The organism is Caulobacter endophyticus, from assembly GCF_029543245.1.
GTDB classification, from domain to species: domain Bacteria; phylum Pseudomonadota; class Alphaproteobacteria; order Caulobacterales; family Caulobacteraceae; genus Caulobacter; species Caulobacter endophyticus_A.
In genome coordinates this window covers 76,829-101,890 of record NZ_JARQWV010000022.1, presented here as the reverse complement: position 1 = coordinate 101,890, position 25,062 = coordinate 76,829, and the positions used below count along the sequence as shown (strand labels likewise).

20 protein-coding genes are annotated in these 25,062 nt (G+C 70.3%); 9 read left to right on the top strand and 11 right to left on the bottom strand.

The genetic code is table 11. The features are described 5' to 3' along the window. Positions 1 to 341: 341 nt before the first annotated feature. The 5 genes from P7A99_RS19710 to P7A99_RS19690 form a co-directional block, all read right to left on the bottom strand. Entirely contained in the window at positions 342 to 1,664 is a 1,323-nt protein-coding gene (locus P7A99_RS19710) for an ATP-binding protein (RefSeq protein ID WP_277795459.1), read from the bottom strand. Next, on the bottom strand, positions 1,661 to 2,431 hold the full coding sequence (locus P7A99_RS19705) for a response regulator transcription factor (protein WP_277795458.1): 771 nt from the start codon (positions 2,429 to 2,431) through the stop codon (positions 1,661 to 1,663). Before P7A99_RS19705 ends, P7A99_RS19710 begins: the two co-directional genes overlap by 4 nt. A 190-nt stretch (positions 2,432 to 2,621) precedes the next feature. After that, positions 2,622 to 2,933: a hypothetical protein gene (locus P7A99_RS19700; protein ID WP_277795457.1), complete on the bottom strand. Its 312-nt coding sequence runs from the start codon at positions 2,931 to 2,933 to the stop codon at positions 2,622 to 2,624. Positions 2,934 to 2,969: 36 nt separating this feature from the next. Continuing rightward, positions 2,970 to 3,617 (bottom strand): hypothetical protein, encoded by a 648-nt coding sequence (locus P7A99_RS19695; RefSeq protein ID WP_277795456.1) that lies wholly within the window; start codon positions 3,615 to 3,617, stop codon positions 2,970 to 2,972. Between the two features lie 139 nt (positions 3,618 to 3,756). Then, positions 3,757 to 4,509 (bottom strand): helix-turn-helix transcriptional regulator, encoded by a 753-nt coding sequence (locus tag P7A99_RS19690; protein ID WP_277795455.1) that lies wholly within the window; start codon positions 4,507 to 4,509, stop codon positions 3,757 to 3,759. 89 nt (positions 4,510 to 4,598) lie between these two features. Here P7A99_RS19690 and P7A99_RS19685 point away from each other — a divergent pair, with 89 nt between their 5' ends. Beyond that, positions 4,599 to 5,771 (top strand): acyl-CoA dehydrogenase family protein, encoded by a 1,173-nt coding sequence (locus P7A99_RS19685; protein WP_277795454.1) that lies wholly within the window; start codon positions 4,599 to 4,601, stop codon positions 5,769 to 5,771. A 109-nt stretch (positions 5,772 to 5,880) separates the two neighbouring features. Beyond that, positions 5,881 to 8,328, top strand: a complete 2,448-nt coding sequence (locus P7A99_RS19680) for a TonB-dependent receptor (protein ID WP_277795453.1) — start codon at positions 5,881 to 5,883, stop codon at positions 8,326 to 8,328. Between the two features lie 277 nt (positions 8,329 to 8,605). Here P7A99_RS19680 and P7A99_RS19675 read toward each other — a convergent pair whose 3' ends face one another. The 6 genes from P7A99_RS19675 to P7A99_RS19650 form a co-directional block, all read right to left on the bottom strand. Continuing rightward, a complete protein-coding gene (locus P7A99_RS19675) occupies positions 8,606 to 8,842 on the bottom strand; it encodes a hypothetical protein (protein WP_101717298.1) in 237 nt (78 codons plus the stop codon). A gap of 124 nt (positions 8,843 to 8,966) precedes the next feature. Further along, positions 8,967 to 12,095, bottom strand: a complete 3,129-nt coding sequence (locus P7A99_RS19670) for an efflux RND transporter permease subunit (RefSeq protein WP_277795452.1) — start codon at positions 12,093 to 12,095, stop codon at positions 8,967 to 8,969. A 14-nt stretch (positions 12,096 to 12,109) separates the two neighbouring features. Next, on the bottom strand, positions 12,110 to 13,360 hold the full coding sequence (locus P7A99_RS19665) for an efflux RND transporter periplasmic adaptor subunit (protein ID WP_277795451.1): 1,251 nt from the start codon (positions 13,358 to 13,360) through the stop codon (positions 12,110 to 12,112). Continuing rightward, complete coding sequence (locus P7A99_RS19660; protein WP_277795450.1) at positions 13,357 to 14,637, bottom strand: TolC family protein; 1,281 nt, start codon at positions 14,635 to 14,637, stop codon at positions 13,357 to 13,359. The genes P7A99_RS19665 and P7A99_RS19660 overlap by 4 nt, the downstream gene beginning before the upstream one ends. A 53-nt stretch (positions 14,638 to 14,690) precedes the next feature. Further along, positions 14,691 to 15,083 carry a hypothetical protein gene (locus P7A99_RS19655; protein ID WP_277795449.1) on the bottom strand — a complete coding sequence of 131 codons (393 nt, stop codon included), beginning with the start codon at positions 15,081 to 15,083 and terminating at the stop codon, positions 14,691 to 14,693. Between the two features lie 109 nt (positions 15,084 to 15,192). Continuing rightward, positions 15,193 to 15,789 carry a TetR/AcrR family transcriptional regulator gene (locus P7A99_RS19650; RefSeq protein WP_431307692.1) on the bottom strand — a complete coding sequence of 199 codons (597 nt, stop codon included), beginning with the start codon at positions 15,787 to 15,789 and terminating at the stop codon, positions 15,193 to 15,195. Between the two features lie 222 nt (positions 15,790 to 16,011). Between P7A99_RS19650 and P7A99_RS19645 the strand changes: the two genes are divergently transcribed. The 7 genes from P7A99_RS19645 to P7A99_RS19615 all read left to right on the top strand — a co-directional run bounded on the left by P7A99_RS19645 (position 16,012) and on the right by P7A99_RS19615 (position 24,892). Then, positions 16,012 to 16,683 (top strand): Coq4 family protein, encoded by a 672-nt coding sequence (locus P7A99_RS19645; RefSeq protein WP_277795447.1) that lies wholly within the window; start codon positions 16,012 to 16,014, stop codon positions 16,681 to 16,683. Next, a complete protein-coding gene (locus tag P7A99_RS19640; protein ID WP_277795446.1) occupies positions 16,680 to 17,108 on the top strand; it encodes a DUF2147 domain-containing protein in 429 nt (142 codons plus the stop codon). The genes P7A99_RS19645 and P7A99_RS19640 overlap by 4 nt, the downstream gene beginning before the upstream one ends. A gap of 111 nt (positions 17,109 to 17,219) precedes the next feature. Next, the gene (locus P7A99_RS19635; protein ID WP_277795445.1) at positions 17,220 to 19,703 is read left to right on the top strand and encodes an acyl-CoA dehydrogenase; all 2,484 of its coding nucleotides are present in this window, start codon (positions 17,220 to 17,222) and stop codon (positions 19,701 to 19,703) included. Next, complete coding sequence (locus tag P7A99_RS19630; RefSeq protein WP_277795444.1) at positions 19,700 to 21,028, top strand: 3-oxoacyl-ACP reductase; 1,329 nt, start codon at positions 19,700 to 19,702, stop codon at positions 21,026 to 21,028. Before P7A99_RS19635 ends, P7A99_RS19630 begins: the two co-directional genes overlap by 4 nt. Positions 21,029 to 21,030: 2 nt before the next feature. Next, positions 21,031 to 21,891, top strand: a complete 861-nt coding sequence (locus tag P7A99_RS19625) for a MaoC/PaaZ C-terminal domain-containing protein (RefSeq protein WP_277795443.1) — start codon at positions 21,031 to 21,033, stop codon at positions 21,889 to 21,891. Next, complete coding sequence (locus P7A99_RS19620) at positions 21,885 to 23,171, top strand: acetyl-CoA C-acetyltransferase (RefSeq protein WP_277795442.1); 1,287 nt, start codon at positions 21,885 to 21,887, stop codon at positions 23,169 to 23,171. Before P7A99_RS19625 ends, P7A99_RS19620 begins: the two co-directional genes overlap by 7 nt. Continuing rightward, positions 23,168 to 24,892 carry an AMP-binding protein gene (locus P7A99_RS19615; protein WP_277795441.1) on the top strand — a complete coding sequence of 575 codons (1,725 nt, stop codon included), beginning with the start codon at positions 23,168 to 23,170 and terminating at the stop codon, positions 24,890 to 24,892. The genes P7A99_RS19620 and P7A99_RS19615 overlap by 4 nt, the downstream gene beginning before the upstream one ends. Positions 24,893 to 25,062 lie beyond the last annotated feature (170 nt).

The window sequence follows — 25,062 nt, the reverse complement described above, 5'->3', positions numbered from 1 at the left end:
CGGTCCTCGCCACGCTTGGGCCGGTACCAAGAGCCCTCCCCATGGCGGGGACGGGTTTGATTATGCGGCGGGTTTCAACGCGTCTGATAAGTTTGGCTGAGAAAGTTGCAAGGGGTTGAGTTCGTTCGGTTCTTTAGTGAACTCGCCGTGGATGGACGGGCGTCTATCCCCGTCCGCCTCTCTTCTCCCTTCTCCCTGAAGGGAGAAGGTGGCCTGCGGAGCAGGTCGGATGAGGGGTTAGGGACCGGAGACGGCGTGCCGGCACGCCGGCTGAAGGCGTAACCCCTCACCCTCCCAGGCTTCGCCTGGGCCCCTCCCTCTCCCTATGGGAGAGGGGTCCTTTACAGCGCCGGCAGGCGGATCTCGGCTCGCAGGCCGCCTTGCGGGAGGTTGCGCAGGACCAATTCGCCGTCCTCGCGCTTGAGGATCTGCTGGACGATGGTGAGCCCCAGGCCCAGGCCGCCGGTGTTGCGGGCGCGGGCGCTGTCGAGGCGGTGGAAGGGCTCGAGCACGTGGGCCAGTTCGCTTTCGGGAATGCCGGGGCCGTTGTCCTCGACGGCCAGGATCACCGTGCGGCCCTGACGCTCCAGAGTGAGCACCGCCTCGTCTCCGTAGTGCAGGGCGTTCTCGACGATGTTGCTGATCGCGCGCTTGAGCGACAGCGGGCGCGCCCGCACGGGCAGGTGCTCGGGCCCGTCATAGGTGGCGACGCGGTCGGAGTCGGTGGCGTCGTCGACCAGGGTCATGGCGATGGCGGCGATGTCGGTGCGGCGCGGCGGCTCGGGGTCTTCCTGGCCGCCCAGATAGGCCAGCAGGGAGTCGAGCATGGTCGTCATCTCGTCGACATCGGCCTCGAGCGCCTCGCGGGCGTGGTCGTCGGTGACGAAGCCGGCGCGCAGGCGAAGCCGGGCCAGCGGCGTGCGCAGGTCGTGGCCGACCGCCGCCAGCGCCTCGGTGCGGGCCTGAAGCAGGCCGGCGATGCGGTCCTGCATGGCGTTGAAGGCCTGGGCCACCAGCTTGAGGTCGCCGGCTCCGGTCTCGGCCACGCGGACCCGCGCGCCCTGGCCGACCTTGTCGGCGGCCTCGGCCAGGGCCCGCAGCGGGCGGCTGAGATTGCGCAGCACCAGGGCCGCGGCGGTGATAACGCCGAGACCCAGGATGAAGGCCGAGCCGACGCTGCTGAGCAGCACCGCCCAGGGGGCGGCCCGGATCTTGGTCTTCATGGTCAGCCAGGTGCCGTCGCGCATCTTCAGCGCCACCTTCAGGTGGGTGTCGCGCGGCAGGGTGCGGTCGATCTCGGCGTTCATCCGCAGATCGCGCCGGGCCAGGCTGGGCTCGGCCGCCCGGAACTGGTCCTTGAGCTTGCGCTCGGCCGAACGCTCGCGGTCGACCAGATGGGGCAGGGGCGTCCATTCCAGCTGGCTGGAGCGGCTGGACAGGCCCGCGGCGCGAGCGGCGCGCTCGTGCTCGGGGCGGGTCTCGATGATGGCTTCGGCGGTGACCAGCTGTTCGGCGGCGCGCTGAACCTGGTTGTCGCGGTTGGGGTAGATGCGGCTGTTCTCGAACAGGATCGAGCTGCCGATGAATTCCAGAGCCACGGCCAGCATCAGGACCAGGGTGACCTGGCCGACCAGACGCTGCGGCCACAGCCGCAAAGGCTTCATCGGCGCTCCACCTGCGCGGTGAAGATGTAGCCGATGCCGCGCACGGTGCGCAGCAGGGACTCGGCCTGGCCGCTGACGGCCAGCTTGCGGCGAAGACGGCTGACCAGCACGTCGATGCTGCGGTCCGACGCGTCCGAGATGCGGGCGCGCGACATTTCCAGCAGGCGCTCGCGGCCGATCACCCGCTGGGGCGACGACAGGAAGGCCAGCAGCAGGTCGAACTCGGCGCCCGACAGATCAACGAAGGCGCCGTCGGGCGACAAGAGCTCGCGGCGGCCCGGATCGAGCTGCCAGCCGGCGAACACCATCTGCTGGGCGCCGCGCGGCTGGCTGGCCTGAGCCCCGCCTTGCGTACGGCGCAGGATGGCGCGGATGCGGGCGATCAGCTCCTTCTTGCTGAAGGGCTTGCCGATATAGTCGTCGGCGCCGAGCTCCAGGCCGATCAGGCGGTCGCTCTCGTCGTCACGCGCGCTGAGCATGACGATCGGCACGTCGCTTTCCTTGCGCAGGCTGCGGCACAGCTGGAAGCCGTTGCTGCCGGGCATCATCACGTCGAGCAGGATGATGTCGACGGTGTTGGACTCAAGGACGCGCGCCATCTCGCCGCCATGGGCGGCGCTGAGCGGCTGGAAGCCCTCTTCGCGCAGCAGGCGCATCAGCAGGGTCCGCAGGGCCGGATCGTCCTCGACGATGAGCACGGTCGGGGCCACGGGGGCCGTGGCCAGCTCCCGCTGCAAAGCGTTCAGTCCGTTACCTGGGCTATCCATACAACTGGGCTATCTAGGAACGATGTGGCCGCGAGCAAGGTAGAAAGCGGCGGTTTTCCACCGAGTTCAACCCGCTGCAAGGCTGGATTGCATCGTTCTCTGAAAAAGGGATGCCCTCGCGCGCACTTCGGGGGAAGAGGACTCGCGCGAGGGCCGGCCGCCGAAACGACCGTCTTGGATGCCGGCGCCTTTAGGCGGCGCGGCAGATGTCGGAAACGGCGGCGCGGACGGCGCCTTCCTGGGCCGCGGCGGCGTCGACCGAGTGGAACACGACGCGGACCACGCCTTCCTTGGCCTTGGCCGTGGCGACGTCGTCACGCTTGGCGAGTTCGACGGCGGCCGGGGCGGCGCAGGACGAGGCGGCGGCGATCTTCACCGTGCGCTTCTGAAGGTTCTTCTTGGCGACTTCTTCGGTGAAGGTCAGGCCGTGGCCGGCCGGACCGGCCATGGCGGGGAAAGCGACGAGACCGGCGGCCACGGCGATAACAGCAGCGAACTTCATGATGGAAAACTACTCCGGATACGGGGACGCGACGGCTCAGCCGCCGGTAGCGGTCTCGGCTTGCGCCTGGACCGCGGGAAGGGTTGCGCGATAGGCGTCGACGCTGTTCAGCAGGCCGACGATCTCGGCCTGGGTGATGGCCGTGCGGTGCTCGAAGCCCTTGGGGGACTTGAACTTGAAGCCCCAGGCCTGCGGCTTGGCGGCGACCTTGCGCAGCTCGCCCTCGCTGATCGAGAAGGCGACCTCTTCCGTGCACAGCTCCGGCGCCTCGAACAGGAAGCAGCGGCCGGCGTTGTCGCGGATCTTGATCGCCTGGGTCTGGACCGGCCAGGCCGAGGTCTCGTAGGCCACCGTGTCGTACTCACGCATCGCGCCCTGGTACATCAGGGTCTGGCGGACTTCGTAACGCGTCTCGCCCGTGCGCTTGTCGACGACGGCGCGCAGATAGTTGTCGTTCGACGGGTTGCGGAACAGGCCCTTGCCGGTCTGGAAACCAGCCTGCGTCGTGACCACCGTCTCGACGTCGAGACGATCGTCGATGACCTGGGTCCTGGCCTGGAAGTGATCGACGCCGAGGGCGACCTGCTTTGCGGGCAGCTTCACGGTTTCGGCGACGGCCGCGCCGCCGATGGCCAGACCGCCCAGGACGGTCAGGGCCAGCAGGCGATTGCGGGTCTTGCTCATAGTCTTCTCCTGCGAAGCGGCGCGCCGATCCCTCGTTCGGCGGGCGCTTCTGACAGGTCTTAAGGTGGAGAGGCCGCCTTGCGGCTGTGCATCGCGTTCGTGACAAAGCATTGCTGCGCGCCATTCGGGCGCCGGCGCCTCAGAAAGCGGCGGATCCCAGATAGCCCAGGCCCGTGGCCCGGTGGATCGCCTGGGCCCGTCCGGCCACGCGCAGCTTCAGGGCGGCGTTCTGGACGTGAAAACGGACCGTGGGGCCGGATATTCCGATGATCTGGCCGATGTCGGCGTCGGTCTTTCCGGCCGCCGCCCATTTCAGGCACTGGATTTCGCGCTTGGTCAAGCGGGCCAGGGGCGCGTCGTCGGCCAGGCCGTCGCGATAGGCCGACACCAGGCGCAGGGCCGCCCCGTGCAACTGGTCGGCGCGGGCGGCGTAGAGGGCCGGCAGGTCAGGCAGGGGCCGGGCCGAGGCCCAGACCACGGCCCCGATGACCCCGCCGGTCAGATAGGCCGGGGCGATAATCGCGGCGGCGACGCCGAAGTCCTGGGCCGCCTCGGCCACCGGAATGGCCTCCAGCTTGGGCAGCGGCCGCCAGCTGGAGAAACGGCCCTCGTGATAGAAGAACGGCTCGGCGGCGTAGCGGGCGGCCAGGATGAACGGAGCCCGCAGGGCGAAGGCGCGGTCGCGCCAGTAGCGCAGGCCCGCGTCCAGCCATTCGAAGGTGGTCTCGGCCAGCGGCAACCCGTCCGATCCCAGCATCGGCTCGGGGCTAGAGATGTCGGCGCTGGCGGCGATGTAGGGCAGGCCGATCTCGACGCCGAGGTCGCGCACACGCGCGGCCAGGCCCATGACCCGCGCCAGATGCTCGGCCTCTCCCCCCGTCGTCGCCGTCATGCGGGCGCTCTTTCCCTATCGGTTCCGATAGCTTGCGCACCGGGCCCCGGCTTTCGCAAGTTTCCCCGACGTTGGATCGGAGTACGCGCGTGGACCTGGAGCTGTCGCCTGATGACCTGGCCTTTCGGGACGAGGTGCGCGCCTTCCTGGACGCCGAGCTGACGCCGCAGCTGCGCGAGGCCGGGCGGCGGATGACCAGCGTGTTCTGCGACAAGGCCCACAGCCTGGACTGGCAGAGGATCCTGCACGCCAGGGGCTGGGCCGCGCCGACCTGGCCGGTCGAGCATGGCGGCCCCGGCTGGAGCGAGATCCAGCGCCACGTCTTCTTCAGCGAATGCGCACGGGCCGGGGCGCCGGGCCTGGCGCCGATGGGCCTGCGGATGGTGGCGCCCGCGATCATGCGGTTCGGCAGCCCCGAGCAGAAGGCCCGCTACCTGCCCAGGATCCTGTCGGGCGAGGACTACTGGTGCCAGGGCTATTCCGAGCCCGGGGCCGGGTCGGACCTTGCCTCGCTACAGATGAAGGCGGTGGCCGACGGCGACGACTATGTGCTCAGCGGCTCGAAGATCTGGACCACCCACGCCCATTGGGCGACGCACATGTTCTGCCTGGTGCGCACGAGCACCGAGGGCAAGCCGCAGGCCGGCATCACCTTTCTGCTGGTCGAGATGGACCGGCCGGGCATCCGCGTCGACCCGATCCTGACCCTGGCCGGCGAGCACGAGGTCAACCAGGTGTTCTTCGACGAGGTCCGCACGCCCAAGGCCGACCGGCTGGGCGAGGAGAACCAGGGCTGGACGGTGGCCAAGCACCTGCTGGAGTTCGAGCGGGGCGGGGGCTATGCGGCCGGGCTGGACGCGGGCCTTTCCAGGCTGCGCGAGGCGGGCGTCGCCGACGATCCCGACCAGCGGCGGCGGCTGGCCGAAGCCGAGATAGCGGCCCTGGCCATCGACGTCACCGAGCGACGGGTGCTGAGCGCCTTCGCCAGCGGCGCCAATCCGGGGCCGGCCTCGTCAATCCTGAAGGCGCAGGGCTCGGAGGCCTTGCAGAAGCAGGACGAGCTGGCGGTGGCGAACCTGGGCGACTGGGCCGCGGTGCACCAGCCCGCCGCGCGCGAGGCGGGTTCCAACGAGGCCCTGATCGGCCCAGAGCACGGCCGCACGACTGTGGCCCGCTATCTCAACAATCGCGCCGCCTCGATCTACGGCGGATCCAACGAGATCCAGCGCGACATCATCGCCAGGCTGGTGCTGGGGCTCTGAGGCGCGGCTCCGACCCTATCAGTTCCGATAGCTTGTTAGAGGAGCGGGCGACCCGCACGCTCCGATAGAGCCAGCGTCCAACGAAGGCGCGGCCGGAGGGAGGTTTCGCATGCAAGGATCACTGCGCCTGGCGCTGGCCCTGGGGGTGTCGGCCATGGCCCTGTCGATGGCGGCGCCCGTCTGGGCGCAAGCCCCGGCGGCCAAGCCCGTCCAGGATGAAAAGGACAGCCTGGCCATCGAGACGGTCGTCGTCACGGCCCAGCGCCGCGAGGAAGCGGCCAACGACATCGGCATGCCGATCCAGGCCTTCAGCGGCCAGACCCTGCAGCAGCTGCGGGTCACCGACCCCAAGGACCTGTCCACCGTCGCGCCCAGCTTCACGGTCAGCCAGAGCTATCAGGGCGTGCCGACCTATACGCTGCGCGGCATCGGCTTCAACACCATCAACCTGTCGGCCACCTCGACCGTCGGCACCTATGTCGACGAGGTCGCCTACGCCTATCCGTTCATGAACACCGGCCCGATGTTCGACCTGGAACGGGTCGAGGTGCTGAAAGGCCCGCAGGGCACGCTGTACGGCCGCAACACCACGGCGGGCCTCGTGGACTTCGTCACCAACAAGCCGACCGAGGACTTCGAGGCGGGGCTGACGGCGGAGCTCGGCAACTACAAGACCCGCAATCTGGAAGGCTATTTCAGCGGACCACTGGGCGAGAAGGTCCAGGCCCGGGTCGCGTTCCGCGCCGAGCACAGCGGCAAGGGCTGGCAGGTCAGCAACAGCCGCGACGAGCGGCTGGGAGACGTGGATCGCCAGGGCTGGCGCCTGTCGCTGGCCGCCCAGCCCAGCGAGAAGGTCGACCTGGACTTCTCCTACGCCGGATGGCGCAACCGGTCCGACACGGTTGCCGCCCAGGCCATCGGCTTCACGCCGGCGACGGCGGCCAGCCCGTTCAACGCCGCGGGTCTGGTGAGCTACATCGCCGCCAACAGGCCGACCAAGGCCACGCAGGCCGACTGGGCGCCGCTGTCGGTGCGCGGGGCGGACGTCGGCACCGGCCTGGGGATCAGCGATCCGGCCGAGGAAGACGACCGCTTCGACGCGGCCAAGCTGCGCTTCGCCTGGCATCTTTCCGACGACGTCAGCCTGATCTCGCTGACCAGCTACAACAAGCTGCGGCGCGACGCGGTGTTCGACTGGAGCGGCGCGCCCTACGAGATCCTGGTCCAGAAGGCGCACGGCGACATCGAGTCGACCTCAGAGGAACTGCGCCTGGAGGGACGAACGGAGAAGGGGTCCTGGCTGGTCGGGGGCTATGTCGCCCACGACGAGATCCTCGACATGAACCGCACGATCCTGGGCCAGAACGCCAATGTCGGCCTGATCCGGTTCTACGGCTCGACCCTGCTGGCGACGCCGTTCAACAGCGGCGGTTACACCGCGTTGCAGATGAGCCAGGCGTTCCGCACCTATGAGGACGTCGGCAATATCGAGACCGACACCTGGAGCCTTTTCGCCAATGCCGACAGGCAGTTGACGGAAACTCTGAAGCTGACCGTGGGCCTGCGCTACAGCCAGGACAAGCAGGACTATGTGGGCTGCTCGCGCGACTTCAACGGCAACATGCTGCCCAACGTCAACGTCGTGAACCGGGCGCTGTTCTTCAGCGTCTACGGCCTGGTGGCGCCGATCGCGCAGGGCACGTGCAACACCTTCGATCCGGCCACGGCCCAATTCGGCTTCGTGCGCTCGACCCTGGACGAGGACAACTTCGCCTGGCGCGTGGCGCTGGACTGGCAGGCGTCGGAAGACGTGCTGGTCTATGGCTCGATCTCGCGCGGGGCCAAGGCCGGGGCGACCCCGATCAACGCCGCCAACATCTCGACCCAGAACGCCCCGGCGCGGCAGGAACTGCTGACGGCCTACGAGCTGGGCGTGAAGGCGGCGATGTTCCAGCGCCGGGTGCAGGCCAATCTGGGCGTCTTCTACTACGACTACACCGACAAGCAGCTCAGCGTGTCGTTCGCCGACCCGATCTATACGGCCTTGTCGCGACTGGCCAACGTGCCCGAAGGCATGGCCCGCGGCCTGGACGGCGACATCACCTGGCGCGCCACCAAGTCCCTGACTTTCCTCGCCTCGGCGACCTGGCTGCACACCGAGGTCCAGGGCTACACCGGCATCAACGGCGCCGGTCAGCCCCAGGATTTCGACGGGCGGCCCTTTTTATACAGCCCGAAGTTCCAGGGCGGCCTGACGGCACTGTTCGACCACGACCTGGCCAATGGCCTGAAGCTGCAGGCGGCGCTGAACGGTCGCTGGCAGGACAAGTCGAGCGCCGACCTGGAGGGCAATCCGCTGTTCGTGATCGACAGCTATGGCCTGCTCAATGGCAGCATCGGGATCTCCTCGCCCGACCAGGGCTGGGAGCTGTCGCTGTGGGGCCGCAACCTGACCGACGAGTATTACTGGACGGCGGTCAGCAGCAACGCCAACACCGTGGTGCGCTTCCCCGGCAAGCCCCTGACCTGGGGCGCGGCGCTGAGCTGGCGGTTCTGAAATAACCCCTCTCTCTTCGAGAGAGGGAGGGGCCCGCCGCGAAGCGGTGGGAGGGTGAGAGGTTTCACCGCTGGCCGGCGAAGCCCTAATCCTGCTCCCCCTTGCTTGTGTCGTCGTCGCAGCCGGAGCGCCGGGGCCCCGGGATAGATGCGGCACGGTTGGGCCGGGTTGCCCGAGTAGGCCGTCCGGTCCCCGCTTCGTTCTGAGAGGGTGTAACCTCTCACCCTCCCATGGCTTGCGCCATGGGCCCCTCCCTCTCTCAAAGAGAGAGGGGATGTCAGACCGGCGGGCGGGCGGTGAAGGCCCAGCGGACGTTTTCGCCAGGTTGCAGGGTGGCGGCGTCGACATAGGCGTGGCCGCAGCGGTCGTCGGCCTTGCGGTAGGCCAGTTCGACCAGGCCGCCGCTGGAGCCAAGCACCGAGGCGCGGGCGCGGTGGCCGCAGCGGAGGACGAGCTCGACGGTGTCGCCGTCCGCCACGGGAAAGGGCGTCTTCTTGGGTTTGCGGCGAAGCATGGCGCGGGTTCCGAAAGCTGGAGCCCTGGACCCCGGCTAGCGCCTTCGAGGCGAAACCGGGATCCAGGGGCGGGTACGAATCCCACGATCGGCTTTTCGAGATTAATCGCGCCTGAACAGCGGCTTAAGGCCGCAGTCTGACCTGGTGGGCCAGCCGGTAGAGGGCCGGCAGCACCAGAAGGGTCAGCAGGGTGGACGAGACGATTCCGCCGATGACCACGGTGGCCAGAGGCCGCTGCACCTCGGCCCCCGCGCCCACGTTGAAGGCCATGGGCACGAAGCCGAGGCTGGCCACCAGGGCCGTCATCAGCACGGGCCTAAGGCGCGCCAGAGCGCCCTCGCGGATCGCCTGGTCCAGCGCCATCCCGTCCTGCCGCAGCGAACGGATGAAGCTCAGCATCACCACGCCGTTCAGCACCGCCACGCCCGAGAGGGCGATGAAGCCCACCCCGGCCGAGATCGACATCGGCAGGCCGCGCAGCATAAGGGCCATGACGCCGCCGGTCAGGGCCAGGGGCACGCCGGAGAAGACGATGGCGGCGTCCTTGGCCGAGCGGAACAGCGCGTAGAGCAGGCCGAAGATCAGCAGCAAGGCGGCAGGAACCACCAGTTGCAGCCGCTTGGCGGCCGAGATCAGCTGCTCGAACGTGCCGCCATAGGTGATCCAGTAGCCGGTGGGCAGCTCGACCTGCGCCCCGACCTTCTGGCGCACCTCGTCGACGAACGAGCCCAGGTCGCGGCCGCGCACATTGGCGGTGACCACGACGCGGCGCTTGCCGTCCTCGCGGCTGATCTGGTTGGGGCCGATCATGGTCTCGATCCGCGCGACGTCCTGCAAGGGCACGAAGCCGCGCGGCTGGTCTATTGAACCCGGCAGCGGGATGCGCAGCCGGCCGACGTCGTCGACCTTGCCGCGTTCGCTTTCGGGCAGGCGCACGACCACGTCGAACCGCCGGTCGCCTTCGAACACCTGACCGGTGACCGTGCCGCCGATGGCGGTGGCGACCACCGACTGCACGTCGTCGACGTTCAGGCCGAGCCGGGCGAGGGCGGCGCGGTCGGGGGTGATCTGCAGGACGGGCAGGCCGGTGACCTGCTCGACCCCGACATCCTGGGCGCCGGAGACGCCCTCGACGACCGCGCCGATCTTCTCGCCGACCGCCAGCAGCTGCTCGAGATCATCGCCGTGGACCTTGATGGCAACGTCGGCCCGCACGCCCGACAGCAGTTCGTTGAACCGCATCTGGATCGGCTGGGTGAACTCGTAGTTGCTGCCGGGAACCTCGGCGACGGCCGCTTCGAGCTCGGCCACCAGTTTGGCGCGGGGCTTTCTCGGATCGGGCCAGTCCTTGCGGTCCTTCAGCAGGATGAAGGTGTCGGCCACCGAGGGCGGCATCGGGTCGGTGGCGACCTCGGCGGTGCCGATCTTGGCGACGACCCGCTCGACCTCGGGGAAGCGGGCGATCCGCTTCTCCAGCGCCGCCTGCATCGCCACGGCCTGGGTAAGGCTCGTGCCCGGAATGCGCATGGCGTGCATGGCGATGTCGCCCTCGTCGAGGCTGGGGGCGAACTCCGAGCCCATGCGCGAGGCGGCCAGGGCGGCCAGCACGACCAGCAGCGCAGCCCCGGCCACGAACGGAACCCGCAGGCGCAGAGCCGTCTCCAGGGCCGGCTCGTACAGGCGGCGGGCGCCGGCCATGATGCGGCTTTCCTTCTCCTCGACCTTGCCGGTGACGAACATGGCCACGGCGGCGGGAACGAAGGTCAGGGACAGCACCAGGGCCGCCGTCAGGGCGATGACCACGGTGATGGCCATTGGATGGAACATCTTCCCCTCCACCCCGGTCAGCGCGAAGATCGGCACATAGACCAGGGTGATGATCAGGATCCCGAACAGGGATGGCCGGATCACCTCGCCAGCGGCCGAGGCGACGAGGGAAAAGCGCTCGTCACGGGTCAGCAGGCGGCCCTGCCGGTGCTGGGCCTCGCCCAGGCGTCGCAGGCAGTTCTCGACGATGATCACCGCCCCGTCGACGATCAGGCCGAAGTCCAGCGCCCCCAGGCTCATCAGATTGCCCGAGACGCCGGCCTGCACCATGCCGGTGATGGTCAGCAGCATCGACAGCGGAATGACCGCCGCCGTGATCAGGGCCGCGCGGATGTTGCCCAGCAGCAGGAACAGCACGACGATGACCAGCAGGGCGCCCTCGAGAAGGTTCTTCTCGACGGTGGCGATGGCGCGGTCGACGAGGTCGGTGCGGTCGTAGATCGGCTTGGCCGTGACGCCGGGCGGCAGGGCCCTGGCGGCCTCCTCCAGGCGGGCGGCGGCGGCGCGGGCCACGGTGCGGCTGTTCTCGCCGACCAGCATGAAGACGGTGCCCAGCACCACCTCCTGGCCGTTCTCGGTGGCCGCGCCGGTGCGCAGTTCCTGGCCCAGCCCCACGTCAGCGACGTCGGCCACGCGTATGGGCGCGCCGTTGCGGCTGGCGACGATGACCGCCGACAGGTCGGCGATCCCGACGGCCTGGCCCGGCACGCGCACCAGCACCTGCTCGCCGTAGCGTTCCAGGTAGCCGGCCCCGACATTGGCGTTGTTGCGCTCCAGCGCCGCCACGACGTCGCCCATGGTCAGGCCATAGGCCGACAGCCGCTCGGGCAGGGGCGTGACGTGGTACTGCCGCTCGAAGCCGCCGATGGTGTTGACCTCGGTCACCCCCGGCGTGTTGCGCAGCTGGGGCCGGATCACCCAGTCCTGCAAGGTGCGCAGGTCTTCGGGTCCCCAGGCCTTGCCGTCGGGACGCCGCGCGCCGGGCCTGGCCTCCACGGTGTACATGAAGATCTCGCCCAGGCCCGTGGAGATGGGCCCCAGTTCCGGCGTCAGGCCCGGCGGCAGCTGGCCGCGAGCGCTTTGCAGGCGCTCGCCCACCAGCTGGCGGGCGAAATAGATGTCGGTCCCGTCCTTGAAGACGACGGTGACCTGGGAAAGGCCGTAGCGCGAGATCGAGCGGGTGTATTGCAGGCCCGGCAGGCCGGCGATGGCCGTCTCGACCGGGAAGGTGACCCTCTGCTCGGCTTCCAGCGGCGAGAAGCCGGGGGCCTCGGTGTTGATCTGGACCTGGACGTTGGTGATGTCGGGGGTGGCGTCGATGGGCAGGCGCTGGAAGCTCCAGACCCCGACGGCGATCGCGACGGCGACGAGCGCCAGCACGACCCAGCGCAGCCGGATCGCGGCGGCGACGATATGTTCGAGCATGATCTTCGCCTCCCTCAGTGATCGTGGCTCGCGCCGGACTTCTCGATGTCCGCACGGATCAGGAAGGCGCCGTCGACGACATATTCGGCGCCGGGCTTGAGGCCCGAGAGCACCTCGGTCCATTCGGGGGTCTGGCGGCCGATCTGCAGCATCCGCACCTCGTAGGTGTCCTTCACCTTGACGAAGACGACCTGGAAATCGCGGAAGCGCTGGATGGCCTTGGTGCGCACGGCCAGCGGCGCGGTCTGTGCGCCGACCTGGAACGAACCCTCGACGCCCATGCCTGGCCGGAACGCGCTGTCGGCGCCGCCTGGCAGGTGGACGTGGGCCAGCAGGGTCTGGCTGACCAGGTCGGCCGTCGGCAGCACCGCCTCGACCTCCGCGATCAGGCGCGTGTCGCCCGACAGGCTGCGCACCTCGACCGGCTGGCCGACACGCACCTTCTCGGCGTCGCGCGGATAGACGAAGAACTCGGCGTGCAGCTTGGTCGGGTCGGCGATCACGAAGATCGGCCGCTCCATGGCCACGTCGCCGACATTGAGGTTCTTCTCGACGATCACCCCGCCGATCGGGGCGGGGATCGAATAGGTCTGCAGGCTCTCGCTGGACTCCACGCGCGCCAGGACCTGGCCCTTGCGGACGGTTTGGCCCAGCTGTCCGTTCAGGCTCATGATCCGGCCCGGATACCAGGCGCGGACCTCGCCCTTGCCCTCCGGCGTGATCTCGACCCGGCCGGCCATATCGATCAGCTGCGCGATCGGCGCGGGACCGGCGACCTCGGTGCGCACGCCGCCGGCCTTGGCGGCTTCGGCGGAGATGGTGGTGCGGCCCTCGTAGGACGTGTAGCGCCAGTTGCTGGTCTTGCCGGCGACGGCGGCCGTGACCGCCACGTCGAACGAGTGCGGCTCGGTCACCACGCCCTGGCCGCGCAGATAGTCGCCCTCGGGCTTGAAGGAAAAGCGGTTCACCTCGCCGTCCAGCCGGGTGAGGGTGATCGTGAGCTGGACCGCGCTGGGCGCCAGCGGCTTGTCCTTGCGGTAGGCGTAGACACGGAACTCGGGCTCGACCCCGTCCTCGAAGATGGTGATCTCGATGGAGAGGTCGCCGTCCTGAAGCATCCGGCCGCCGTGGGGGCCGCGCTTCTCGGCCTCCTCGGCGGCGTGGGTATCGGGCTTGGCGGGGGCGTCGCCGCAGGCCGACAGGGTCAGGGCGCCAGCGATCGCCAGGGCCAGGGGCGCGGAAACGCGCATGAAGCGGCGGGTCATCGGGCAGACTCCGAAGCGGTGGCTTGGGAAGCGGGGATCAGGCGCGCATGGGCGCCGGTCAGGCGGTCGAGCTGGGCGCGGTCGACCTGGAAGGCCTTCAGCACGGTAAGGCGGCGGCTCCTGGCCTCGATCAGGGCCTTCTGGGCCTCCAGCACGTCGAGATAGGAGAAGCCGCCCCGGTTGAAGCCGTCGCGGACGAGGTCGACCGTGCGGGCGTTGGCCGGCACGATCTCGTCCTGGATGCGACCAGCCTCGGCGGCCTTCTGGGCGAGGGCGGCCTGGGTGGCGGCGATCCGGCGTTCCAGCACGCTGCGCGCACCGGCCAGGTCGAGGTCGGCGGCCTGACGCTCGGCCCTGGCCTGGTCGATCGCGCCGCGGTTGGTGTCGTGGCGGCCGAGCGGGATCGAGCCGCCAACCACGGCGGCCACGGCCCCGTCATCGTTGAGATAGCGCAGGCCCGCCCGCCAGGTCGGATCCTGCACGGCCTTGCTTTCCTCGACGCGGACGCGGGCGCCGGCCAGGTCGCGCTGGGCGTCGAGCAGGGCCAGGTCCACGGGCGAGGCGGGGCCGGCGACGCGGCCGGCGACCGACAGGTCCTCCAGCGCCGCGGCGTCGATCTCTATCTCGCCGCCGCCCCAGTAGGCGGCCAGGGCGCGGCGGGCGTCGGAGGCGCGGGTGCGGGCCTGGGTCAGGGCGAGGCGGGCCTCGGCGACCTGGGCGTCGGCGCGAGCGCCGGCGAACAGCGGATCGCGGGCGGCCTTCACCCGGCGCGAGACCTCGCCCCGGGCGCGCTCGGCCAGGGCCAGCCGGTCGGCGGCCAGGGCGGCCTCGGCCTCTCCGAACACGGCCTCGACCCAGGCCAGGTCGGCCTCGTGCAGCAGGTCGAGCACGCGGACGTCGTCGCGCAGGCGGAAGAGGGCGATGTCGCCCCGGGCCAGGGCCACGCGGGCGGCGCGCTTGCCGCCGCGCTCGCGGGTCTGCTCGTAATAGAGCGTGGTCTGGGCTCGATCGATCAGGGAGTAGGGGCCCGAACCGGCGAGATCCTCGACGTCGACGCCGACGACGGGATTGGGCCGGACGCCGGCCTGGCGCACGCCGGCTTCAGCGGCGGAAAGCCGGGCGGCGAGGGCGGGGCGGGCCGGATCGGCGGCGGCCGTACGTTCCAGCGCCTCGGCCAGGGTCAGGGGGCTGGCCTGCACGGCCATGGGCGTCGCCAGGGCGAGCGCCGTGGCGAGCAGCCAGGACCGCGCGCGGCGGCCTTGGATAGCGGACTGCATGAAAGGTCCTCGAAACAGAAGTCGAAAGAGCGCGGCGCGGCGGCCGCGCGGCTTCAGGCGACGTGTGCGAGGGTTTCCTTGGGCGGACGTTCCTGCTGCGGACCGCCGATGCCGGTCAGCCGTTGCTGGGCCAGCGCCCAGAGGCCGTCGTCGACATGGCGGGCGGCCGGACGCGGCAGGTCGTCGAGCGCGCCGAACACCGAAGGGGTGTCGTGGTGGTGATGATGGTGATGCGGCGCGACCGGATCCTCGCCCAGACCGTCGGCGGCGAGGATCGAGGCGTCGAAATGGACGTCGATCGAGGTCAGGCGGCCCTGATAGACGTGGTCGTGATCCTCATCGAGGGCGGCCAGGGCGCTGGGCGGACCGTGCAGGGCGCGGTCGAGGCCGGTTATCGGCCCCTGGACGACGAACACGGCGACGAGCATGGCGGCCAGAGCCGTCATCCATCGTGCCGTCCATGCGCCCAAGGCAGAGGTCACCGACGCCCCTTGCTTCCAGAAATTCCGTCTAATGTCGCCGCTGCGCGAACCGTTCGCAAGAGGGCGGACCGTCTTACGTAGCCGAAGCGGCGCCTTGCGGGGCCTTGGGGATCAGGAAGCGCGGCAGCAGGCTGGCCACCACGCGACGGCCGGCGCCGTCCGGAAGGCTCAGCATGTCGCGCAGCGGCGGGCCGATCAGGGCCTCGCCGAAGGCGCTGAGCGCGATGAACAGCACCGCGGCCCCGACTCCCTCGCGAGCCTGGGCGTCCAGGGCGCCCATCTTGTCGGCGATGGCCTCGACGAGGTTCTGGACGGCCGCGCGGACGGGCTCGAGGTGGGAGAGGTCGCCGGACAGGGTGATCCAGGCGGCCAGGCGCCCCGCGCCACCGGTGTCAAACGCGTCGAAGACGGCGTTGACCAGTTCGAGCGGCGCGCCTTCGTCGGTCTTCAGCCGGGCGATGGCCTCGTCCAGGGCCTGGGTCAGATCGGAGACCATCGAGCCCATCAGCGCCGATTGCAGGCCGGCGGCAGAACCGAAGTGGTGGATCAGGTTGGCGTGGGTCACGCCGATCTCGGCGGCGACCGCCGACAATGTCACGGCATCGGGTCCGCCCTTCAGCAGCAGGGCGCGCGCGGAGGCGATCGCTTCGCGGCGCGCTTCTTCGGGCACGCGGCGTCGACGGCGGGTTGCGCTTTTCTCAATTGACATCGATGTAAATGACATTCATGTAGATAAGGCTTTTTCATTAGGCTCCAACAAGGGGAACCGCAAGTGCAAGCTGCGCCTACCGCGCCCGCGCTGCGCCCAGTTCACGGCCAGAATCGCGCGCCTTCCCATGCGACGCCTCGCCGCATCCAACCCGTCCGCGCCGCCCGGGCTTTCCGCCGGCTGGTGGCTGACAAGGAGGACACGCGGCAGGTGTTCGAGATCATGAACGCCCTGGCGGGCCGTTCGATCGAGTGGGGTTACCAGCGCCTGATGGACACGCCTCAGGGCGGCATCCAGGCCTACCAGCAGGTCGAGCTTTCCGACCGGCTGCAGGACCGCAAATGGCTCGCCGGCTTCGCCGAGGGCACGGTCGGCGCGGCCTACCGAACCTTCATCGACAGCCGCAACCTCTCGGCCTACGGCCTGGCGGAAGAGAGCGCCAAGGTCGCCGACACCGAGATCGAGGCGGCCCATCCCCGCGCCTGGTACGCCCGCCGCATCCGCGACGTGCACGACATCTGGCACGTGCTGACCGGCTACCAGACCGACGCGCTCGGCGAGGCCTGCGTGGTGGCGTTCTCGCTGCCCCAGACCCGCAGCACGGGCTTTGGCCTGATCGCCGCCGGAGCCGCCGTGCAGTTCATGCGGGCCCGCACGGGCCATCCGTGCGGCCGGGCCGTGCTGCAGGCCTGGCGCAATGGCCGCAAGGCTTCGTGGCTGCCAGGCGAGGATTATGAGGCGCTGATGGCCGAGCCGCTGGAGTCCGCGCGCGCCCGGCTGCGGATCCCGCGTCCGACGCTGTACGAACGTGTGCCGCCCGAGGTGCGCAACGCCTATCTGGGAGGACAGGGATGACCCGCCTGCTCGCCACCCTCTCCGTCGCCGGCTCGATGCTCGCCGCGCCGGCCCTGGCGCAGGAGCCCGGTCTCGCCGGACGCTGGCGCACCTCGGCCGAGAACGGCGTCGTCGCCATCGAGCGCTGCGGAGAGACCTTCTGCGGCCGGCTGAAGGACGCCAAGCCGCTGCGCGCCGATCCCGATCAGCGCGACGTGCGCAACCGCAACGCCGAGCTGCGCACGCGCAAGCTGAAGGACCTGACGGTGCTGGCCAACTTCACCGGCGGCCCGAAGACCTGGTCCGGCGGACCGCTCTACGACCCGGAGACGGGGCAGGGCGCTTCGACCGGCACGCTCACCCTGCTGGATGACGACACCCTGGCGGTGAAGGGCTGCATCGCCCCGCTGCTGTGCCGCACCCAGACCTGGAAGCGCGTGCGCTGAGGCACCCCTCAAAGTGAGTAACCGGGTGGTCCGCTGGCCGCCCCTGCGTTCCGAGTGACCGACTTTTGCACAGCCGACGGGGGCCGCCCCGCCGGTCGGGGGATTGCGACCATGCTGATCTGGATTGGCGCGCTTGCGCTCATCGCCTTCGTTCTGACCTTCGTGCAGGCCAGGGCCGTGCTCTGGGCCGCGGCGACCGCCATATGGATAGCCGCAGGCTTCGCGGCCGGCGTGATCGGCTCGACCGCCACCCTGGTGCTGGCCGCCGTCGCCGCGCCGATCGCCGTGCTGACGACCTTCCGCCCGCTGCGCGCGGCGATGCTGTCGGCCCCGGCCATGAAGGCCTTCGCCGGGATCATGCCGCGCATGAGCCCCACCGAGCAGGCCGCGGTTGAAGCGGGCAATGTCTGGTGGGACGCCGAACTGTTCGCCGGCAAGCCCGACTGGAAGCGCCTGCTGGCCACGCCCGCGCCGAAGCTGTCGACCGAGGAGCAGCGCTTCCTCGACATCGAGGCCGAGCATCTGTGCGACCTGTCCAACGACTGGGAGAGCACGTCGGTGTGGCAGGACCTGCCCCCGGCCGCCTGGGAATACGCCCGCGACAAGGGCTTCCTAGGCATGATCATCCCCAAGCGCTACGGGGGCCTCGGCTTCTCGGCCTACGCCCACAGCCAGGTGGTGCAGAAGCTGTCGACCCGCTGCTCGGCCGCCGCCGTCTCGGTGATGGTGCCCAACTCGCTGGGTCCTGCAGAGCTGCTGCTGCACTACGGCACCGAAGCCCAGAAGGATCACTATCTGCCGCGCCTGGCGCGAGGCGACGAGATTCCGTGCTTCGCCTTGACCAACCCCTATGCCGGCTCCGACGCGGCCTCGATCACCGACACCGGCGTGGTCTGCCGCCAGCTCTGGAACGGCCGCGAGACGCTGGGCTTCCGGGTCAGCTGGCGCAAGCGCTACATCACCCTGGCGCCGATCGCGACGGTGATCGGCCTGGCGTTCCGCGCCGTCGACCCCGATGGCCTGCTGGGCCAGGGCGCCGAGCCCGGCATCACCTGCGTGCTGCTGCCGCGCGACCATCCGGGCGTGAACATCGGCCGTCGCCACTGGCCGCTGAACGCCGTCTTCCAGAACGGCCCGATCACCGGCGACGACGTCTTCGTGCCGATGGAGATGGTCATCGGCGGACAGGCCCAGGTGGGCAACGGCTGGCGGATGCTGATGGAGTGCCTGGCGGCCGGGCGGGCGATCTCGCTGCCGTCCTCCAACGTGGGCATGTCCAAGCTGGCCGTCGGCATGGTGGGCGCCTATGTCGCCATCCGCCGGCAGTTCAACATGCCGATCGGCGCCTTCGAGGGCGTACAGGAGCCGCTGGCCCGGATGGCCGGCCACCTCTACGCCTCCGACGCCTTGCGCCGCCTGGCGGCGGCCGCCCTCGACCAGGGCGAGAAGCCGTCGGTGGTGTCGGCCATCGCCAAGTACCACGTGACCGAGCGCGCCCGGATCGTCGTCCACGACGCCATGGACGTGGTCGGCGGCAAGGGCGTCTGCATGGGTCCGGGCAACTTCCTGGCCCGCGCCTATCAGCAGATCCCGATCGCCATCACGGTCGAGGGCGCCAACATCATGACCCGCACCCTGATCATCTACGGCCAGGGCGCGATCCGCTGCCACCCCTATGTGCTGACGCTGATGCGGACGGCCCAGGCCCAGAACCTGAAGGACTTCGACGCGGCCCTGTTCGGCTATGTCGGCTTCCTGTTCCGCAACCTGGCTCGTTCGGCGGGCTTCGCCCTGACCGGCGACCTGCTGATCGGCAAGCCGGCCGGGGCCGCGCCCCAGCTTGGCCGCTACTACCGCGCCGCCACCCGCTTCTCGACCCTGCTGGCCCTGGCGTCTGACCTGTCGATGGCCACCGTCGGCGGCGCGCTGAAACGCAAGGGCGCCCTGACGGGCCGCCTGGGCGACATGCTCTCGCAACTGCTGATCCTGTCGAGCGCGCTCAAGCGTTTCGAGGACGAGGGCCGTCCGGCCCAGGACCTGCCGCTGGTCCACTGGGCCGCGCAGGACGCCCTGGCCCGGACGAGCGAGGCCTGGCGGGCGCTACTGGCCAACCACCCGAGCCGCGTCGTCGCCTTCGTCCTGGGCGTCGTCGGCGCCGGCCTGACCCGCGCCGGTCCCAACGACAAGGTCTCGGCGCAGGTCGCGGGGATCATCCAGACCCACGGCCCGGCGCGCGATCGCCTGCTGGCCGGTTCGTGGACCCCGCGCATCGAGGTCGACCCGATCGCCGCCACGGCCGAGGCCTTCGAGCTGCATCCGCATGTCGAGGCCATCGAGCGTCGCCTGAAGCCCGAGATCGCCGCCGGCCGCATCGCCCGCGCGCCGCAGAATCTCACCCTGCTCGACGCCTGGGCGGCCGAGGTGGAGACCAAAGGCCTGATCTCCGACGCTGAGCGGCAGGTCTTCGCCCGCTTCGCGGTGCTGGCCGACATGGCCATCCAGGTCGACGACTTCCCGCAGGACTTCGGCTTGGCCGAGGGCCTGGCGCGTCGGGGCGGCAAGCGCGCCGCCAAGCGCGAGAAGGTGGCCCAATGACCGACCGTTACCTGGAGTTCGCCAACAGCGGCTTGGGCGGCTGGATGGTCGGGGCCCTGGGGCTGCCCAAGCCCGCGCCGCTGCAACGGCGCGCCGAGGCGGGCGCCGTCGCCCTGCACCCGCTTCTGCTGGAGTCGGCCGGCGGCGGCCGGATGGGCCCGGTGCTGGAGCGTGTCGCCGCCGTCTCGGGCGCGCCGCTGCACCGCCGCTGGTCGGCCGAGGAGCGCTACGGCGCGCTGGTGTTCGACGCGTCGGACTGCGTGGACGTGGCCTCGGCCAAGGCGCTGTACGGCTTCTTCCACAAGACGGTGCGCTCGGTGGCCGAGCACGGCCGGATCGTGGTGATCGGCACGCCGCCGGAACAGGCGGGCAGCGCCGAGGCCGAGGCCATCCAGCGCGGGCTGGAGGGGTTCGTCCGCTCCCTGGCCAAGGAGGCTCGGCGCGGGATCGGGGTGCAACTGCTCTATGTCGCCCCCGGCGACGAGGACGCCGCGGCCAGCACGCTCGACTTCCTGCTCTCGCCGCGCTCGGCCTATGTGTCGGGCCAGGTGGTGCGGGTGGCTCAGCCCGGCGTGACGGGCGATGCCAGGCTGGGCCACGCCGGCCGGCACGTGCTGGTCACCGGCGCCTCGCGCGGGATCGGCGAGGCGATCGTGCGGCTGTTCGCGGCCGAGGGCGCCCGGGTGACGGCGCTGGACGTGCCTGCCGCGCGCGAGGATCTCGAAGGGCTGGCCGGAGAGCTGGGCGTTCGCCCGCTGGGCCTCGACATCACCGCGCCCGAGGCCGGCGACGCCCTGGTGACGGCGGCGCGGGCGGCGGGCGGCTTCGACGTGGTGGTGCACAACGCCGGCATTACCCGCGATCGCACCCTGGCCCGGATGGACGTCCGCGAGTGGGACAGCGTCATGGCCGTGAACCTGGGTGCGCCGCTGGCCCTGACCCGCACGCTGGTCGAGGCCGGCGCGATCCGCCGCAACGGCCGGATCGTGGCGGTGTCGTCGCTGAGCGGCGTGGCCGGCAACATGGGCCAGACCAACTACGCCCTGTCCAAGGCCGGCTGGATCGGCGCCGTTCGGCGTCTAGCCCGCGACGGCCTGGGCGATGGCGTGACGATCAACGCCGTTGCGCCGGGCTTCATCGAGACCCGCATGACCGCCGCCATCCCCTTCGCCATCCGCGAGGCGGGCCGACGGATGAACAGCATGGGGCAGGGCGGCAGCCCGGTCGACGTGGCCGAGACCATCGCCTGGCTGGCCCACCCGGCCAGCGGCGGCGTCAACGGCCAGGTGGTCCGCGTCTGCGGCCAGAGCCTGCTCGGGGCCTGACCATGACCGACATGGCCGAGCCGGTCTCGGCCCTGGCCCTGGCGGGCGGGGTCCTGCGGGGCCTGCTGCGCCGAGGCGGGACGTTTCCGGATGTAACGCTGGAGGCGGGCGGGGTGTGGCTGCGGTGCGAGGCCATCGACGCCTACGCCCAGGTGTGCGGCTTTGCGCCGGGCGCCGGGGTCCCGCTGACCTTTCCCCACATCCTGGCCTTTCCGTTGCAGATGCGGCTGATGCTGGCGGCTGACTTTCCTTATCCGGTGATGGGGCTGGTGCACCTGTCCAACCGCATCGTGCAGCATGCGCCGCTGAAAGCCGGCGACCGGCTGGCGATCGCCGTGCGGACGGGGCGCCTGCTCGCCCACGACAAGGGCCAGGCCTTCTCGCTGGAGACCACGGCCCGCCGCGACGGCCAGGCGGTCTGGGAGGGAACCAGCGTCTACCTGCGCCTGGGCGGGCCGGGGCGGGGCGATGTCGCCCCGATCCTCGACGGCGGCCCGGCCGACGCGCCGGTCGAGCGCTGGACGCTGCCGGCCGACCTGGGACGGCGCTACGCCAAGGTGTCGGGCGACGCCAACCCGATCCACACCTCGGCGCTCGGGGCGAAACTGTTCGGCTTCAGGCGCGCCATCGCCCATGGCATGTGGGTCAAGGCCCGGGCCGTGGCGGCGCTGACTGCCGGCCGGCCGGTGCAAGCCGGCGAGATCGAGGTCGCCTTCCGCGCGCCGGTGTTCCTGCCCGGCGAGATCCAGCTGCTCGCCGGTCCCGACGGGGCCGAGCGTGCTTTCGAAATCAAGGACGCCCAGGGCGCGCGCACCCACCTGCGCGGCCGCCTGAGCCTCAAGTCACAGGACCCTTCATGCTGACCCTGCCAGCGCCCCGGCGCGTCGCCATCCTCGGCGGCAGCCGCATACCGTTCGCGCGCTCCAACACCGCCTACGCCGACGCCTCCAACCAGGAGATGCTGACGGCCGCCCTGCAGGGCCTGGCCGACCGCTTCAACCTGCACGGCCTGCGGCTGGGCGAGGTGGCGGCGGGCGCCGTGCTCAAGCACTCGCGCGACATCGCCCTGACCCGCGAGGCGCTGCTCTCGACCACGATCGGCCACGACACCCCGACCTATGACGTCGTCCAGGCCTGCGGCACCGGGCTGGAGGCGGCGATCCTGGTGGCCAACAAGATCGCCCTGGGCCAGATCGACGTCGGCGTCGCGGGCGGCGTCGACACCACCTCGGACGCACCGATCGCGCTGAACGAGGGCTTCCGCAAGGCGCTGCTGGCGGCCAATCGCGAAAAGACCAACGGCGGCAAGATCAAGGCGCTGCTCGGCGCGGGGCTGACCGCCCCGTTCAGGCCCGAGCCGCCGCGCAACGCCGAGCCGCGCACGGGCCTGTCCATGGGCGAAAGCTGCGAGGTGATGGCCAAGCATTGGAACATCCCGCGCGCCGAGCAGGACGCCCTGGCCGTGCGTAGCCATCAGCGGATGGCCAAGGCCTATGCCGACGGCCTGTTCGACAGCCTGGTGGTCCCGTTCCGAGGCCTCAAGCGCGACAACAACCTGCGGCCCGACATCGACCCGGCTAAGATCGCCACGATGAAGCCGGTGTTCGACCGCGAGCACGGCACCCTGACGGCAGCCAACTCCACGCCCCTGACCGACGGCGCCTCGACGGTGCTGCTGGCCAGCGAGGAGTGGGCCAAGGCGCGAGGCCTGCCGGTGCTGGCTTACTTGCGGGCCGGCGAGACGGCGGCGGTCGACTTCGTCAAGGGCGACGAGGGTCTGCTGATGGCCCCGGCCTACGCCGTGCCGCGCATGCTGGGCAAGCTGGGCCTGTCCTTGCAGGACTTCGACTACTACGAGATCCACGAGGCCTTCGCCGCCCAGGTGCTGTGCACGCTGAAGGCCTGGGAGGACGACGACTACGCCCGCAAGCGGCTGGGCCTGGATCGCGCGCCCGGCGCCATCGACCGGGAGAAGCTGAACGTCCACGGCAGCTCGCTCGCCGCTGGCCACCCGTTCGCGGCCACCGGCGGGCGGATCCTGGCCCACCTGGCGACCATGCTGGACCGCAAGGGCGGCGGCCGGGGGCTGATCTCGATCTGCGCCGCGGGCGGCCAGGGCGTGGTGGCGGTGCTCGAGAAATGACGGACGCCCAGACCCACGCCGCCGACGCCGACCGCCTGTGGGCCGAGCGTTTCTGGACCCGCAGCTACCGCGCCGACGTGCCGGCTACGATCGACGACGAGCTGGCCCTGTGGCGCTCGGTCGGCGAGCTGTTCGAGGCCGACGCAAGCCGCTACGCCGATCGCACGGGCTTCGTCAGTCTGGGCACGGGCGTCAGCTACGGCCGGGCGCTCGCCGAGGCGAAAGCCTTCGCGGCCTGGCTGCAATCGGTCGGCGTGCGGCAGGGCGAGCGCGTGGCGTTGATGATGCCCAACTGCCTGCAGTATCCGGTGGCGCTGTTCGGCACGCTGATGGCCGGCGCCGTGGTGGTCAACGTCAACCCGCTCTACACGCCGCGCGAGCTGCACCATCAGCTGGAGGACAGCGGCGCGGTGGCGATCGTGGCCATGGAGATGTTCGCCCACACGCTGGAGCAGGCCGTCGAGGGCACGGCGATCCGCCAGGTCGTGGTCACGGCGATGGGCGACATGATGGCCCCGGCCAAGGGCGTGGCGGTCAACGCCATGATGCGTCACGTCGAGAAGCTCGTCCCGAGGTGGCGGCTGCCCGGCGCGCTGCGCTGGCCGGCCGTGATGCGCAAGGCGCGGCGGCTGAAGCTGGCGCTGGTGGAGATCCGGCCCGGAGACCTGGCCTTCCTGCAATATACCGGTGGCACGACGGGGGTGGCCAAGGGGGCCATGCTGACCCACCGCAACATCATCGCCAACGTCTTGCAGGGCCGAGCCTGGATCATGACCCAGATCCCGCAGGACCAGGCCGTCGGCAACGTCACGATGCTGCCGCTCTATCACGTGTTCTCGCTGACCGCGAACCTGCTGATGTTCGTCGGCGTGGGCGGCCGCAACATCCTGATCGCCAATCCGCGCGACGCCAAGCGGGTGGAGTGGGTGCTGCGCAACGAGCGCTTCACGGGCCTGACGGGCCTGAACACGCTCTTCACCAGCCTGCTGAACAACGAAGCGTTCCGGAACAGGGACTTCTCGGACCTGCGCCTGACCATCGCCGGCGGCATGGCCACACAGCGCAGCGTCGCCGAGGAATGGCAGGACGTCACCGGCGCGCCGGTGATCGAGGGCTATGGCCTGACCGAATGCTCACCCGTGGTCTGCATCGGCTATGTCGATATCGACAATCCCGAAACCATGGGCTTCGACGGCACGGTCGGCCTGCCCGTCCCGTCGACCGAAGTCCGCATGCGCCGCGACGACGGCTCGTGGTGCGGGATCGACGAGCCGGGCGAGCTGTGCGTGCGCGGGCCGCAGGTCATGAAGGGCTACTGGAACCATCCCGACGAGACGGCCAAGGTGCTCTCGGCCGACGGCTGGCTGGCCACCGGCGACATCGGCGTCATGCAGGCCGACGGCCGCGTGAAGCTGCTGGACCGCCTGAAGGAGATGATCCTGGTCTCGGGCTTCAACGTCTATCCCAGCGAGATCGAGGACGTGGTCGCCGCCCACCCGCTGGTGGAGGAGGTCGCCGCCGTCGGCGTGCCGGATCCGGTTCAGGGCGAGCGCATCAAGATCGTCGTCGTGCCGCGCTCCACCGAGCTTACGGCCGAGGCGCTGGTCGCCCACTGCCGCGAGCGCCTGACCGCCTACAAGGTGCCGCGCATCGTGGTGTTCCGGTCCGAGCCGCTGCCGAAGACGCCGGTGGGCAAGGTGCTGCGGCGGGAGTTGAAGTAGAAGTTTCGCCCCATAATCGTCATCCCGGGCGGAGGGGCGCGAAGCGGCCCGCAGACCCGGGACCCAGGCGCCGCTTGTACGGCCGAAGCAGCAGCCGCAGGCGACGGCCAACACGTTACGTGGGCCCCTGGGTCCCGGCTCTCCGCTACGCTGCGGCCGGGATGACGACC

Coding starts and splice junctions, on each gene's coding strand:
- P7A99_RS19620 (WP_277795442.1), top strand. CDS start 21,885: ATGCTGACCCTGCCAGCGCCCCGGCGCGTCGCCATCCTCGGCGGCAGC.
- P7A99_RS19615 (WP_277795441.1), top strand. CDS start 23,168: ATGACGGACGCCCAGACCCACGCCGCCGACGCCGACCGCCTGTGGGCC.
- P7A99_RS19690 (WP_277795455.1), bottom strand. CDS start 4,509: ATGACGGCGACGACGGGGGGAGAGGCCGAGCATCTGGCGCGGGTCATG.
- P7A99_RS19670 (WP_277795452.1), bottom strand. CDS start 12,095: ATGCTCGAACATATCGTCGCCGCCGCGATCCGGCTGCGCTGGGTCGTG.
- P7A99_RS19625 (WP_277795443.1), top strand. CDS start 21,031: ATGACCGACATGGCCGAGCCGGTCTCGGCCCTGGCCCTGGCGGGCGGG.
- P7A99_RS19665 (WP_277795451.1), bottom strand. CDS start 13,360: ATGACCCGCCGCTTCATGCGCGTTTCCGCGCCCCTGGCCCTGGCGATC.
- P7A99_RS19630 (WP_277795444.1), top strand. CDS start 19,700: ATGACCGACCGTTACCTGGAGTTCGCCAACAGCGGCTTGGGCGGCTGG.
- P7A99_RS19695 (WP_277795456.1), bottom strand. CDS start 3,617: ATGAGCAAGACCCGCAATCGCCTGCTGGCCCTGACCGTCCTGGGCGGT.
- P7A99_RS19635 (WP_277795445.1), top strand. CDS start 17,220: ATGCTGATCTGGATTGGCGCGCTTGCGCTCATCGCCTTCGTTCTGACC.
- P7A99_RS19710 (WP_277795459.1), bottom strand. CDS start 1,664: ATGAAGCCTTTGCGGCTGTGGCCGCAGCGTCTGGTCGGCCAGGTCACC.
- P7A99_RS19640 (WP_277795446.1), top strand. CDS start 16,680: ATGACCCGCCTGCTCGCCACCCTCTCCGTCGCCGGCTCGATGCTCGCC.
- P7A99_RS19675 (WP_101717298.1), bottom strand. CDS start 8,842: ATGCTTCGCCGCAAACCCAAGAAGACGCCCTTTCCCGTGGCGGACGGC.
- P7A99_RS19700 (WP_277795457.1), bottom strand. CDS start 2,933: ATGAAGTTCGCTGCTGTTATCGCCGTGGCCGCCGGTCTCGTCGCTTTC.
- P7A99_RS19655 (WP_277795449.1), bottom strand. CDS start 15,083: ATGACGGCTCTGGCCGCCATGCTCGTCGCCGTGTTCGTCGTCCAGGGG.
- P7A99_RS19705 (WP_277795458.1), bottom strand. CDS start 2,431: ATGGATAGCCCAGGTAACGGACTGAACGCTTTGCAGCGGGAGCTGGCC.
- P7A99_RS19680 (WP_277795453.1), top strand. CDS start 5,881: ATGCAAGGATCACTGCGCCTGGCGCTGGCCCTGGGGGTGTCGGCCATG.
- P7A99_RS19660 (WP_277795450.1), bottom strand. CDS start 14,637: ATGCAGTCCGCTATCCAAGGCCGCCGCGCGCGGTCCTGGCTGCTCGCC.